Genomic DNA, 14053 nt, shown 5'->3' on the forward strand with positions numbered 1-14053 from the left:
TTGGCTAATCCGGCATGTGGGGATGGACCGGCGCGTCGATCGCGCCGAAACCAAAACGGCGCATCAACCGTCCATAACCCTGGACATGAAAGCCGCCACTGCGCGTATTGTAAGCCAGTCGCCGCACCTTGTAGACACGCGGCAGCAAATACCACGGCACCGAAGGCAGGTCGTGATGAACCAGGTGCAGATTATTATTCAGGAACAGCACCCGCCAGACAAAGCCGGCTTCATTGAGCACGATGCGCTGCTTGTGATCCGCCGCCGGCCGGTGTTCATAGTACGAACGCACCATCGCCAGCGATTGCGCCGGATACGAGATCGCCAACAAATAGTACAGCGGCTCGACGCCGAAGGCCGACCGCACCCACCACAACATCGCCGCCAGCATGACGAGATGGCCAAGCCACATCGGCACGTTGCGCCATTCGCCGCGCAACGGTTCGCGCACCGCCTCGACCCAAGCGCCGGTGACAGCCAGCGCGGGTCCGACGAGCATTCGTCCCCAAAGGGTCTTGTTAAACCAGTGCAGCGCGCGCAAAGGCTTGCCCATGGCCGCCCACCGCGCGGGGGCGACGTAATTGCTCTCTGTGTCCAGCGCCGGCATCGTCAAATGAAAGTCGTTGTGGTGGCGCAGATGGCTGTCGCGGTATAACCCATACGGGTACCAGACCGCCAGCGGCAGATAGCCGAACAGGCGGTTCAGCGCCGGCCAACGGGTGGGATGGCCGTGTATCAGCTCGTGCTGCAACGACATGTACCAGGCGCACCACCAGATCATCAGCAACGTGGCGGGCACCGCGCCGACCTCACGCCAATATGCAAGCGTCAGCAACCAGCCGCCGTGGATGACGGCGATCAGCAGCCAGGTCGGCCACTCGCCCAGCCATAGCAAGCGGCTCCGTTCCGCAGCGACCTCGCCGCGCTGACGCGCATCGATATACTCGGAGGGCCGCTGCTTCAGCATCAGAATCTCGCTTTAACGCGCAGTCCCACAGTGCGGGGACGCGCCATGTACACCAGATTGCCAGGTTGGATGGCGATGTTGTTGGGTACGACGTCGCTCACCTTGGCGCCGTTGGTCAGATTGGTGCCGAACAGGCCGACCTCGTAGGCGCCGGTCTTGTACGTCACCGTGGCGTTGACCGTGTTCGACGACGGAATGCGCGCATAACTGCCCTGCTCCGGCGCGAAATTGGTGTAGGCGTCGCCGCGATACGCATAGCTGGCGGAGATGCCCACTTCGTCCGAACCGCGCACCGGGATGCTGTAGCTGGCGGTCGCGGTGGCCGACAAGCGAGGCGCGTACGGCACGCGGCTGCCTTCGGGGATGTTCTGCGCCGCGATGCCGGTCACCACGGTTCGCGTGGCGTAGGCGTGATTGTAGGCCGCGCTCAGTCCCACCGATGCACGCCGCGTCAGCTTGAAGGCGGTTTCCAGCTCCAGGCCTTCGCTACGGATCTTGCCGGCGTTTTGCGTGAAGTAGTAGGTGCAAGGCAGGCGGTTGAAGACCTGCACGTCCTTCCATTCGATCACATAGGCGCTGGCGTTGAAGGTCATGCGGTGGTTAAGCAGCGTGTTTTTCGAGCCGACCTCGTAATTCCAGAGGCTGTCCGGCTCGAAGGTGGTCGGCGCGTTGATGCCGCAGAAGTTGAAAGGCACCGGCTGGTTGTTGCCGCCATAGCGGAAGCCCTTGCCCGCCGAGGCGTAGAGCGTGTGGTCCGGGTCGAGACGGTAGGCGGCAACGAAGCGCGGATTGGCGCCTTTCGACGTCGCGCTGCTGTTACTGAGTGTCGGCTGCCCGACCGGCGCCGCCGGCGTGGCGCCGACCAGATTGCCGAACAAGCCGCTGAAACGCAGATCGAAGTCTTGCGTGCCACGGAACAGCCTCACGCCGGCCGTCAGGTCCAGCTTTTCCCAGACAGTGTACGTCGCTTCGGCGAACAACGCCGCCTGGCGCGATTTGGTGTTTTGCGCACCCGAGAAGAAATCGTCCGGATTGAAAGCCAGTTCATTGATCTGCGAGTTATAGCCCGGGAAGTTGCGGGTCTCGGCGTAACGCGCATCGAAACCGACCGTCGGCTCGTCCTGCAGCGTATTGCGTTTGCCCTTCTCGAAGAAGGCGCCGGCGGTCCACTTGAACGGACCTTCGCCCTTGGAATTGACGCGGAACTCCTGCGCAAAGTCCTCGACCTTGTTACCGATCGTGTAGGCGGCCTGCATCAGCGGATTTTGTCCGCCGAAGATGAACGCCGTCGCCGGATACTGGGCCGATGTCACGTACAGCGTGTCGCGATGCAGGTAGGAAGTCGAGGAAACCAGCTGCGCGCCGCCCAAATCGTAATTGACGCCGACGTTATACAGCTGCAGTTTGTCGTTGCTGGTCTGCGGGATGAGGGCAAAGGTGGTGTAAGGCGCCAGATCGCCGTAGGCGTCGTTGACGCCAGCCTTGACGTTGGAGGCGGTGACGCTGGCGTCGATCACCAGGTCGCGCGAGGCCTTCAAGCGCAACGCGGCCCTGCCCTGGCTGGTGGAGACGGCGTTGGTGATGGCGCCGTTATATTGGTTGCGGATGTAACCGGAGTCGTTGCCCGTGTAGGCGGTCAAACGAAGCCCAAGCACATCGCTTTTCAGTGGCAGGTTGACCATGCCGCGCAGGTTGTGATTTCCACCACCAAATTTGGAGGTGCTGGAGCCGACCGCCTCCACCGAGCCGAATAAATCGGTCAAATCGGGTTTCTGGGTGATCTGGCGGACCGCGCCCGCCATCGCGCCCGCGCCGAACAGTGTGCCCTGCGGGCCTTGCAGCACCTCGATGCGCTCCAGGTCCAGCACCTTCAGGTCCGGATTGGACGATTTCAGCGTCACCGGCATGTCGTCGATGTACACCGCGACCAGAGATGCGTCCTGAACCTCGGAAGGGACGATGCCCCGCACGACCAATCCACGCATTGTGATGTTATTGATGCCCGGCCCCTGCTCCTGGACCGACATCGCCGGCACCAGGCTGGCGATATCTGTCAGATTACCGAGGCCATATTTGGTCAGATTGTCCGGCTTGAGCACCGTAATCGCCGCCGGCACCTGCTGCACGTCGACCGCGCTGGCGGAACGCGTCGCGGTGACCTCCACTTTTTCTATCCGGTCGCCATCCTGCGGCGGCGCTGATGTCTGCGCCTGAGCGCCAGCGATGACGCCAACCGACAACACGGCCGCGACCCGATAATCCCTCTTCCCCATCATTTTTCCTTTTTAAGCAGGCTATACCATGAGAAAACAGTATATAGACCCGAAAAAGACTGGGAAAGGAAGATAAACGAGCTTGCTTAGAAGAAAATTGGAAAAGAAAGTAGCTGTGCGCCAACGTGGTACACCGCACAGCCGGAGTTTTGTGACGAGGCCACAATAAGACCCATGGATACTTCAAAAGCCCCCAAACACACGCCCGCCGCGCGCGCCCTACATCGCCAGATGATGGCGGTTCAGCGGACCATGTCCGCGCCGACGGTGGAGGAATCGATGCTGGCGTCCAAATGGGCGATGGCCTGGTACTCTCTGGTGCAGCGCAAGCTGGATCAACTCCAGCATGCGCCGAGGTACCTGCACTAAGAAGTTTGAAGCGAAGAAGTACGGATAGAGAAGCTGTTACGCGGCGACGTAGCAGCCGCCGGCACGACGTTCCATGCCGCTGCGATCCAGAACGGTGACGGTGCCGCGACGGTATTCGATCAAACCTTCTTCCTGCAGCTTGCCCGCCGAGCAGGTGATGCTCTCGCGGCGCACGCCCAGCATATTGGCGATCATCTCCTGCGTCACTTTCAGTTCGTTGGAAGTGGAGCGGTCCAGGCGTTCCAGCAGCCAGCGGCACAGCCGCTGCTCGATGCTGCCGTGACGGACACCGGCCACCGTTTGCGCCAGTTGGGCAAACAGCGCGCTGGTATGGCGCATCAGCTGTTGCGCAAGGGCGCCACCGCTGAAGAAGGCTTCGCGCAGCACCGCCGATTTGATGCGATAGCCGTAACCGGCGCTCTGCACCACCGCCGAGCAGTTGGCGCGTTCGGTTTCGTACATCGACACGCCGACCACGCCTTCGCGGCCAACGACCGCGATCTCGGTCGCGCCGCCGTCTTCGGTCACATACTGCAGCGAGACGATGGCGTTGGTCGGGAAGAAGGCGTATTCCATCTTGTCGCCGAAGTCGAACAAGTGTTTGCCGGCGGTCAGAGGCACCAGTTCGAGGTGGTCGAACAGGCTAACCAGCTCCTCACGCGACAGGGCCCGCAGCAGTTCGTTCTGCTGTGCGCCGACGATGCTGATGGCGGGCGACGGGGCAGCGGCAGGGGTGACTGCGTGCATTGCCAGTACTGCGTTGCCCGAGACGTTGGTGTGAGTAGCTTGTTGCATGGCGAGCCTCTTATAGTGTGTTTTATTCCGGTAGATCGTTGCCGACCTGATGGATACACTATATCCCCGCTATGTGCGCTAGCTCATAGGAGCGCGTAGGAGGCATATGTAGGCTGGGAACATAGCACTTTGTCATCCCAGTCCTACGCGATCCCTCTTGTATTCCTACCCTTCCGCCAGTGGGGTTTAAAACGCCCCGACATAATTCTCCGCCAGCGCCGTCGCCATCGCCCGCGAAGTGACGATATTCTCCAGCTCCGCGCGCTGCATCTCGCGCTCGAACGGCGTGGACTCGGCGAAGGTGTGCAGCAACCGGGTCATCGTCCACGAAAAATACTCCGCGCGCCAAATGCGCTTGAGCGCATCGTCGGTGTAGCTTGCAAGCCTCTCGCCGCTGCCTTTCTTGTAGAACTGCTCCAGCCCACGCGCCAGCAGCTTGACGTCGGAGACGGCCAGGTTCATGCCCTTGGCGCCCGTCGGCGGCACGATGTGCGCCGAGTCGCCTGCCAGGAACAAGCGGCCCGATTGCATCGGCGTCGACACGAAGCTGCGCATGCCGATGATATTTTTCTGGAATATCTTGCCTTCGTTGAGCTTCCAGCCATCGTGGTTTTCCAGGCGCGCGTGCAGCTCCGCCCAAATCTGATCGTCCGACCAGTTGTCGACGTGATCCGATGGGTCGCACTGGAAGTACAGCCGCTGCACCGTCGGCGAACGGGTGCTGACCAGCGCGAAGCCGCGGTCATGCTGCGCGTAGATCAGTTCCTCGGACGACGGCGCCGATTCGACCAGGATGCCGAACCAGCCGAAGGGATAGATGCGCTGAAAGTTCTTGCGCTGCTCCTGCGCCGGCATCGCCGGGCGGCTGACGCCATGATAGCCATCGCAGCCGATCACGAAGTCGGCCTCGATCGAGCGCGCCTCGCCGCCGTGCATGAAGGTGGCCGACGGCGTTTGCGTGTCGACGCCGTGCAGCGCCACCTCGCTCACCTCGAACAGGATCTGGCCATCGGCGGCCAGGCGCGCCGCCACCAGGTCCTTGATCACCTCATGCTGCGGATAGACGGTGATGGCCTTGCCGGTCAAACCCGTCAGGTCGATGCGATGGCGCTTGCCGCCGAAGGCCAGCTCGAAGCCGTGGTGCAGCGCACCCTGGCCGCGCATCCGTTCACCGACGCCGGAGTCGTTCAGGATATCCATGGTGCCCTGTTCCAGCACGCCGGCGCGGATGGTCGCCTCGATGTCGGCGCGGGAGCGGGTTTCGACGATGATCGACTCGATGCCGTCGAGGTGCAGCAAATGAGATAACAGCAGGCCGGCCGGGCCCGCGCCGATGATGGCTACTTGGGTACGCATGGTTGTCTCCGATGTGGTTTATGGATGCGATATAGATTCTTCTATGACGCCATCGTAGCGCCGCCGCGCCCTAAAAAAAATGGATGAAACGGCATAAAACTTGTACTATTTAGACAAACCGCCGATTGCACACCATGCCCTCCCCAGCCAAAGAACCACTCGCCGAGATACCCAAGTTTGCCCTCTACGGGGAGCAAACCCGCAAGGAAAACGCTGAATTCGTTCACATAGAGCTGATCGAAACGCGCAGCCGCATGTATGACTGGCATATCGATAACCACACCCATCCGGGGATGTTTCAGGTACTTTTTTTATTCGGCGGCGAAGTGCGCGCCAGCGTCAACGACGCGTTGTGGGAGCGGCGCGGCCCGGCCGTGCTGACCATCCATCCGTCGGTGGTGCACGGCTTCGATTTTTCGCCCGAGGCGCAGGGTTACGTGCTGACGGTGGACCAGAATGTGATTTTCTCGGGGGCCGACAACCAGGGCGATTTGTATTCCACGCTATTCGTCGAGCCGCTGGCGATCGATCTGGCGGGCCTGCCTGAGGTGCGCGCGCGTCTGGAGGCGCTGCTCCAGCAACTGCTGGCGGAAGCGGCCTGGCCGCAATACGGCCACACGCTGATGCTGGAGTGGCTTGCCCGCGCCGCCCTGCTGCTGCTGGTGCGCGTGCAGGCCGACCACCGCTTCGCCGACCAGTCTGGCCGGGGCGACTTCGAGTTATTCAGCCGCTTCCGGGCGGAGGTGGAGCGTCATTTCAAGGAGCAGTGGCAGGTTGGCCAGTATGCCGATGTGCTCAAGGCGTCGCCGGTACGCCTGAACCGCCTGTGCCTCAAGCTGTCCGGCAAATCCGCGTTCGACATCACGCAGGACAGGCTGATGCTGGAGGCGTGCCGCAAGCTGACCTACGTCCCGGCCAGCATCGCCAGCATCGCCTATGAACTAGGCTTCCAGGACCCGGCGTACTTCAGTCGCCTGTTCAAGAAACGCATGGGCCTCACGCCCAAGGAATTCCGCAAGAACGACTAAAGCAAGGCGTTCAGTTCCACCTGCATCTTGATCAGCGCCGGCAGGCAGCGCTCCACCATCTGGTCGAGCGGCATGCGCGCCGCGTGGACGCTGATGTTCATGGCCGCCACCACGTCGCCGCGAAAATTTTTCAGCGGGACGGCCATCGTGCGCAGTCCCAGCTCCAGCTCCTGGTCCACCAGCGCGTAGCCCTGCGCCCGGGCGCGTGCGATCTCCAGCGCCAACCGCTCCTTGCCGACGATCGTATGCTCGGTGATCTGTTCCGGCCGCACGCGGGCCAGAAAGGCGTCCAGCTGGTCCTGCGGCAGGCTCGCCAACAGCATGCGGCCGTTCGCGGTGCACCAAGCCGGCACCCGCGTCCCGGGTTGCAGGGTGGCGGACACCAACTGGCCGGCGCTGACCGCCGCGACGCACACCAATTGATCGTGATCGAGCACACCGACGGATGCAGCCTCCCCCACCGAATACGCGAGCCGGTACAACAGCGGCTGCGCCAAACGCGGAAGGCGCGCCGAATGCAGGTAGGACTGGCCAAGCCGCAGCACCATCGGCGTCAGCGAAAACAGTTTGTTCTCGTGCCGCATATAACCCAGATGCGTGAGCGTGATCAGGTAGCGGCGCGCCGCAGCGCGTGTCAGGCCGGTGCGCTCGGCCACTTCGGCGATGCTCAGGCGGCCGCGCTCCTGGTCGAACGCCTCGATCACCTGCAAGCCTTTTTCAAGGCCGGCGATCATGTCGCGCTTGGCTGGAACGTCGTTTTCGGTGCTCATAACGGAGAAAAATGAGATTTTGGGCGATATTCGCACAAAATGTGCGTATAGCGAATATAACACGCCCCAGGTGGCTTGTGACGGCATGCCCGCTTTCGTACCATCAGCTACAGAACACACACACCATCAGGAGACCAGCAGTGAAATTCGATGCTATCGCGCCCGGCGTCTATCCGGAGCTGATTTACCCAGAATATAAATCCACCCTCAAACGCGGGCCGGTGCAGCCGGCGCTACGCATCGTCGCGCCGGTCCCGGTGACGCAAAACATCGTGCCGTCGTCGCGCATCCTGCTGCCGAACGATATGGACCTGACCGCGCACGGCGAATCGGAACCGCTGGGCGAGAAGATCGTCGTCACCGGCCGCGTGCTCGATGAAGACGGCAAACCGGTACGCAACTCGCTGCTGGAAGTCTGGCAGTGCAACGCGGCCGGCCGCTATCGCCACAAGCGCGACCAGCACGACGCGCCGCTGGACCCCAACTTCAACGGCTGGGGCAAGATGATGACCGACGACGATGGCCGCTACCGCTTCGTCACCATCAAACCGGGCCCGTACCCATGGGGTAACCACGACAAGGCCTGGCGTCCGGCGCACATCCACTTCTCGCTGTTCGGGAACGTGTACGCGCAGCGCCTGGTCACACAAATGTACTTCCCCAGCGATCCGCTGTTCGACTACGATCCGATCTTCCAGAGCATTCCGGACCTGGCCGCGCGCCAGCGACTGATCTCGCGCTTCAGCCTTGAGCACACGGTCGGCGCCGAAATGCTGGGCTATGAATTCGACATCGTGCTGCGCGGCCGCGACGCCACGCCAACCGGCATCTGAGGGGTACCGACATGACCAATCCAGCAAAACCTATCACCACATCGCAGACCATCGGCCCGTTCTCGCACGCGGCATGGCAATGGGCAGTGGACCTCAGCGACGCCGCCAAGCCGGTCGACGTCATCACCATCAGCGGCACCATCTACGACGGCGACGGCGTGGCGATCAACGACGCGCAGATCGAAGCATGGCAGCCGGCGGCAGCCGAAGCGGAAGCATCGCAGCCGTTGGCCGGCTTCCGCCGCGTGCCGAGCGGCGACCAGGGCGAGTTCACTTTGCGCCTGTCGGCAATCCCGCAGGCGCCGGGCCTGCCGCTGGCCTATATCACCGTGTTCGCGCGCGGTTTGGTCAAGCACCAGTTCACCGCCGTTTTCCTGGAAGACGACGCCGGAATCGCGGAATCGGCGATACTTGAGCAAATTCCGGCAGTGCGCCGCCCCACCCTGCTCGCGGTCAAAACCGCCGATGGCCAGTACCGCTGGAACATCCACATGCAGGGCGCGCAGGAAACCGCCTTCTTCGACTATGTTTGAACCAGAACTGGAGCAGCAGTGAGTGTATCCATTTTCGACAGCTTCCTGACTACCACCGACATGATCGCTGTGTTTGACGACGCGGCCATCGTGCAGGCGATGTTCCGTTTCGAGGAAGCGCTGGCGCAGGCCCAGGCCGATGAAGGCATGATGGAACCGTCGGCGGCGCGCGCCATTGCCGGCGTCTGCAACGCGCAGCTCTATGACATCCCCGCCATCATCAACGCCGGGCGCCGCGCCGGCAGCCTTGCCATCCCGCTGGTCAAGGAACTGACCAAGACCGTGGCGCTATACGACGCGGAGGCCGCCGGCAAGGTCCATTGGGGCAGCACCAGCCAGGACGTCATCGACACCGCCATGGTGCTGGCGACGCGGGACGCGCTGCAACTGCTGGACGACGGCCTGCACGACCTGACCGGCCATCTGCTGGAACTGGCGGAGCGGCATCTGGCGACCCCGGTGCTGGCCCGCACCCTGATGCAGCCGGCCCAGGTGACCAGCTTCGGCTTCAAGCTGACCGGCTGGCTGGCGCCCCTGGTGCGTGCGCGCGTGCGCCTGCGCGAAAGCGCGTCGCGCGCGCTGCAACTGCAATTGGGCGGGGCCGTCGGCACGCTGGCGGTGATGGGAGAACAAGGTCCTGCGGTTGCCAACCGTGTCGCCGCCGCGCTGAAACTCAAGGTGGCCGAGGCGGCTTGGCACACCCAGCGCGACGAGTGGGTGCGTCTCGGCCTGGAAGTGGCGGTGTTGTCCGGTAGCCTGGGCAAGCTGGCCACGGACCTGAGCCTCATGGCGCAAGGCGAAATCGCTGAACTGGCCGAACCGTCCGGCAATGGACGCGGCGGTTCCTCGGCCATGCCGCACAAGCGCAACCCGGTATCGGCGATGATCGCGCTGGCCGCCGCAACGCGCACGCCGCAGCACGCGGCGGCGCTGTTGGCCAGCATGGGCCAGCAGCATGAGCGGGGCCTGGGCAACTGGCAGGCGGAACTCGCCGAGTGGCCGAACCTGTTCCTGAGCGCCCACGGCGCGCTGCAAGCGCTGAACGACGCCTTCGCCGGCCTGCAAATCGACAGCGCGCGCATGCTGCGCAATATCGACGCTTTGCAAGGGCTGGTGTTCGCGGAGGCGGTATCTGCCTATCTGGCGGCCACCATCGGCAAGCAGCCGGCCCACACGCTGCTGGAAAAAATGACCGGCGAGGCGCTGTCCAGCCAGCGCCACCTCGCCGACGTACTGGAGGAAGCTGTGAAACAGGACGACAAGCTGCGCACCCACGTCGATGCGGCGCATCTGCGCACGCTGTTCGATCCGGTCAACGCTACCGAGCCCGCACGACGGCTTGCGCAACGACAGCTGCAAAGCCTGCGTGGCGATATCGCCACGCTCAACCAAAAGTGAAGACACCATGAGCTACGATCCCATCGACCACGACTTCGAACGTGGCCTGAACAACCGCCGCGCCATCCTGGGCGACGCGTGGGTGGACCGGTCCCTCGGCAACGCCAACAACTTCAACGCCGATTTCCAGAACCTGATCACGCGCTTCGCCTGGAACGAGATCTGGGGACGTCCGGGCCTGGAGCAGAAGACCCGCCGCGCCATCGTCCTCTCCATCACCATCGCCCTGGGGCGCTGGGAGGAGTTCGACCTGCACGTGCGCGCCGCGCTGCTGGGCGACGAAGCCAATCGCCTGACGCCGGACGAATTGAAGGAAGTGCTGATTCAATCGGCCATTTACGCGGGTGTGCCGGCCGCGAACACCGCCTTCACGCACGCGCTGGTGATCCTGCGCGAAGTCGGCCCGCAGATCGGCTACGAACTCGAACCTGCCGCGCCCACCAACGCCAGCCACCCCGGCGTCGGCCGCGAAGGTAGCACCCAAGCCAAGCCATCGCTGCACTACACCGTGCGCGAACCGCGCAACGGCAAGGCGCCGCGCCACACCGTGGTGCTGAGCCACGCCATCGGCTGCGACCTGACGATGTGGGACGGGCTGGCGAACCAGCTGGCGGAAGATAGCCGCGTCATCGCCTACGATCACCGCGGCCATGGCAGCTCGGAGTCGCCGGCGGGCGCGTACACCATGGCCGATCTGGCCGACGACGCGGCCGCGCTGCTGCGCGAGCTCGATACGGGGCCTGTTGTGTGGGTTGGTTTGTCGATGGGCGGCATGGTCGGCCAGGAGCTGGCGTTGCGCCATCCTTCGCTGGTGCGCGCGCTGGTGCTGGCCAATACCACGTCGGGTTATCCGCAAGCCGCGCGCGACGCCTGGAAGCAGCGCATCGCCACGGTGAACGAGAGCGGCATCGACGCGATAGCCGATGCCGTCATGGGGCGCTACTTCCACGATGGCTTCCGCGCCGATCATGCGGCGACGGTCGCCCGCTTCCGCCGCCGCGTAGTCTCGACCGACACGGTCGGCTACACCGGCTGCTGCAATGCGGTCGGCACGGTCGACACGACCGCGCGCCTGGCGGCGATCCAGGCTCCAACCCTGGTGATCGCTGGCGAACTGGATCAGGGGACGCCGATCGAGATGTCGCAAACGCTGGCGGACGGCATCGCAGGCGCGAAGCTGGAGATACTGCGCCAAGCTTCCCACCTGAGCTACATCGAGCAACCGGCGGCCTTCAGCCAGGCGGTCCGCGCGTTCATCGCGGACCTCTAGACCGACAGGGGAGGCGCCTTAGAATCTATGGTGTATCCCGACACCATAGAAATTGACCGACGTCGCGGCCTTACGCTGCGACGCATCGGCATACAGGAACGTCCGCGTCGAAAGGTTGTACTCGTACCCTACCCCGATCTGTTTGGTCGGCACGACACCATCCGGCGACTTGCGGCCATAACCGGCCAACAGCGTTCCAGGGCCGATATCCAGATTCGCTCCCACCACCCAAGCCTTGGTCACCGAATTCACAGCCACGGTGCGATCCTGGTCCTGGCTCTGATAAGAAGCCATCAGCTTCAGATCGCGCCTTGGCTGAACCGAGGCGGCCACCGACCACAAACGGGTTTCAGCGGCATTCCGTTCCGACGCCAGCATCGCCCCGAACATGCCCGCCTTGTACACCAGCGTGGCCGAATATGGATTGCTGTTCAATTTCGAATTGGCCGGATACTGCGGCGCCGCCGCCGTTCCGCGCCCGATCAGCACCGGATTGCCAAGCGCCTCCTTGCTTGCGACCGTGACATTGAGCTGCAAGCCCGCCAAGATGGGCGAGTTATAAAACACCGCATTGGAAAAACGATTCGCCGACGAACCGGCCGGATCGAGCGGCTGGCTGTTGTAGCCCGCCACCATCAAGTCGGTTTCAAAACCGGCGGTGCTGGGCGTGCCGCGAAACGGCTCGAACGCCACGTTCGAATCCTGATAGGCGGTCAAGCCGCGCCCGATCCGCACCGTACCGAAATCGCCCTGAAGACCGACGCGGCTCTGCCCCTGGAACAGCGGACGCGATACCCCTTCGACGGTCCCGATATCCGGATCGTAGCGTATCTCCAGCTGGAACAAAGCTTTCAAGCCGTTGCCCAGATCCTCCACGCCCCTGAACCCAAGCCGGTTGTTATCGCGCCGTCCCTCGGTCAACGCGCCGCCGGTCTTCTTCGACACGCCCAGATCGATGTTGCCATACACGGTAACCCCGGACTGTGCCTGCGCCGCGCCGCTAGCCGCCAACAACGCCAACATCGCCAGCGCAAAAAACGATTTCGTCATGCTTTTTCCTTTCCATTTAAAACCGCGTGCGCCCGCTCGCGATCGATATCCTTCTCCCATACCGCCACCACCACCGTCGCCACGCAATTACCGACCAAATTGCCGGCCGCGCGCGCGATGCCGATGAACCAATCGACCGACAGCACCAGCACCAGCCCGACCACCGGAATGGCGGGTATCGCCGTCAGCGTGGCCGCGAGGATCACGATGGCGGAACCGGGTACGCCGTGCGCGCCCTTGGAAGTGATCAACGCGATCGCCAGGATGGACACCAGGTCGCCCGTCGCCAGCGGCGTGTTGGTGGCCTGCGCGATGAACACGGCGGCCAGCGTCAGGTAGATCGAGAACGCATCCAGGTTGAAGGAGTAGCCGGTGGGGATGACCAGTCCCACGGTGGAATCCTTGATGCCCATGAACTTCAACTTGCGCATCACCTGCGGCAGCACGCTGTCGGAGGAAGCGGTGCCCAGCACGATCAACAGTTCCTCGCGCAGGTAGCCGATCAGCTTGAAGATGTTGAAACCCGCCGCCCGCAAAATGGCGCCAAGGATGACGAACACGAAGACGATCACCGCGCCGTAGAACAGCAGCACCAGCATGGCCAGTTGCTTGAGCGAGCCGATGCCGTATTTGCCGACCGTGAAGGCGATCGCGCCGAACACGCCGATCGGCGCCAGCTTGATGATGAAGGACATGCACTTGAAGAAGGCGGTGGCCAGGCCATCGATCAGGGTCGCCACCGGCTGCGCCTTCTCGCCGATCAGCGACAGCGCGCAGCCGAATATAATGGAGAACAACAGCACCTGCAGTACGTCGCCGGAAGTGAAGGCGCTGACCACCGTGGTGGGGATCAGCTTGAGCATGAATTCGGCCAGGCCGGCCTTGCGCACGCCTTCCGCGTTATCGACATAGCTGGTCAGCGAGCTGGCGTCGAGCGTGGTGGCATCGATGTTCATGCCTGCTCCCGGATGAAAAACGTAGGCCAGCACGATGCCCAGCAACAGGGCGATCGTCGTCACCACTTCGAAATAGATCAGGGCCTTCAGGCCCACCCGTCCGACCTTGCGCAATTCGCCCGCGCCGTGGATGCCCTGCACCACCACACAAAACACGATCATCGGCACGATCATCTTGATTAATTTGATGAACCCATCGCCCAGCGGCTTGAGACTCCGGCCGATATCCGGGTAGAACACCGCCAGCAATATGCCCGCGCACATTGCGACGATGATCTGGCCAAACAGTGATTTGAAAAACCGCATTGCAATCCCTCCCTAGTTATTCAACACGCACAAAACATACCTTTGGTTTCTTTTCTCAAGCCCGTTCGATCTCTGATAATTATTTTTCACTTCTTAATTCATTGAAAATTGTTTTTCATTCAGCGTCAACATTTTCCTGTCGCTTGCAT

At 62.7% G+C, this 14053-nt stretch carries 13 protein-coding genes; 6 read left to right on the forward strand and 7 right to left on the reverse strand.

Translation table 11 applies throughout. The features are described 5' to 3' along the window. Positions 1–4 precede the first annotated feature (4 nt). Together AC07P1_RS20190 and AC07P1_RS20195 are read right to left on the reverse strand one after the other, a co-directional pair. On the reverse strand, positions 5–967 hold the full coding sequence (locus AC07P1_RS20190; protein ID WP_494697492.1) for a fatty acid desaturase: 963 nt from the start codon (positions 965–967) through the stop codon (positions 5–7). After that, a complete protein-coding gene (locus AC07P1_RS20195) occupies positions 967–3240 on the reverse strand; it encodes a TonB-dependent receptor (protein WP_494697493.1) in 2274 nt (757 codons plus the stop codon). Before AC07P1_RS20195 ends, AC07P1_RS20190 begins: the two co-directional genes overlap by 1 nt. Positions 3241–3414: 174 nt before the next feature. On the opposite strand from AC07P1_RS20195, the gene AC07P1_RS20200 reads away from it, so the two are divergent. After that, complete coding sequence (locus AC07P1_RS20200) at positions 3415–3609, forward strand: hypothetical protein (protein ID WP_494697494.1); 195 nt, start codon at positions 3415–3417, stop codon at positions 3607–3609. 36 nt (positions 3610–3645) lie between these two features. Here the strand turns inward: AC07P1_RS20200 and AC07P1_RS20205 are convergent, their stop codons facing one another. Together AC07P1_RS20205 and AC07P1_RS20210 are read right to left on the reverse strand one after the other, a co-directional pair. Continuing rightward, complete coding sequence (locus tag AC07P1_RS20205) at positions 3646–4404, reverse strand: Crp/Fnr family transcriptional regulator (protein WP_494697495.1); 759 nt, start codon at positions 4402–4404, stop codon at positions 3646–3648. 186 nt (positions 4405–4590) lie between these two features. After that, the gene (locus AC07P1_RS20210; RefSeq protein WP_494697496.1) at positions 4591–5760 is read right to left on the reverse strand and encodes a 4-hydroxybenzoate 3-monooxygenase; all 1170 of its coding nucleotides are present in this window, start codon (positions 5758–5760) and stop codon (positions 4591–4593) included. A 134-nt stretch (positions 5761–5894) separates the two neighbouring features. On the opposite strand from AC07P1_RS20210, the gene AC07P1_RS20215 reads away from it, so the two are divergent. After that, positions 5895–6788 (forward strand): helix-turn-helix domain-containing protein, encoded by an 894-nt coding sequence (locus tag AC07P1_RS20215; protein WP_494697497.1) that lies wholly within the window; start codon positions 5895–5897, stop codon positions 6786–6788. Here the strand turns inward: AC07P1_RS20215 and AC07P1_RS20220 are convergent. Beyond that, a complete protein-coding gene (locus AC07P1_RS20220) occupies positions 6785–7558 on the reverse strand; it encodes an IclR family transcriptional regulator domain-containing protein (RefSeq protein WP_494697498.1) in 774 nt (257 codons plus the stop codon). The genes AC07P1_RS20215 and AC07P1_RS20220 overlap by 4 nt on opposite strands. 140 nt (positions 7559–7698) lie before the next feature. Here AC07P1_RS20220 and pcaH point away from each other — a divergent pair, with 140 nt between their 5' ends. Genes pcaH through pcaCD form a run of 4 tightly spaced genes read left to right on the forward strand, consistent with a single transcriptional unit; the run spans position 7699 to position 11592 of the window. Beyond that, positions 7699–8391, forward strand: a complete 693-nt coding sequence (gene pcaH / locus AC07P1_RS20225) for a protocatechuate 3,4-dioxygenase subunit beta (RefSeq protein WP_494697499.1) — start codon at positions 7699–7701, stop codon at positions 8389–8391. 11 nt (positions 8392–8402) lie between these two features. Continuing rightward, a complete protein-coding gene (locus AC07P1_RS20230; protein ID WP_494697500.1) occupies positions 8403–8924 on the forward strand; it encodes a peptidase associated/transthyretin-like domain-containing protein in 522 nt (173 codons plus the stop codon). 18 nt (positions 8925–8942) lie between these two features. Then, positions 8943–10322, forward strand: a complete 1380-nt coding sequence (locus AC07P1_RS20235; protein WP_494697501.1) for a lyase family protein — start codon at positions 8943–8945, stop codon at positions 10320–10322. Between the two features lie 7 nt (positions 10323–10329). Next, positions 10330–11592 (forward strand): bifunctional 4-carboxymuconolactone decarboxylase/3-oxoadipate enol-lactonase PcaCD, encoded by a 1263-nt coding sequence (gene pcaCD / locus AC07P1_RS20240; protein ID WP_494697502.1) that lies wholly within the window; start codon positions 10330–10332, stop codon positions 11590–11592. An 18-nt stretch (positions 11593–11610) separates the two neighbouring features. Here the strand turns inward: pcaCD and AC07P1_RS20245 are convergent, their stop codons facing one another. Further along, positions 11611–12642, reverse strand: coding sequence for a porin (locus AC07P1_RS20245; protein WP_494697503.1), 1032 nt, complete (start codon positions 12640–12642; stop codon positions 11611–11613). Beyond that, entirely contained in the window at positions 12639–13904 is a 1266-nt protein-coding gene (locus AC07P1_RS20250) for a C4-dicarboxylate transporter DctA (RefSeq protein WP_494697504.1), read from the reverse strand. Before AC07P1_RS20250 ends, AC07P1_RS20245 begins: the two co-directional genes overlap by 4 nt. Between the last annotated feature and the right edge of the window lie 149 nt (positions 13905–14053).

Source organism: Duganella sp. GW821-FHT07F09 (assembly GCF_059418705.1).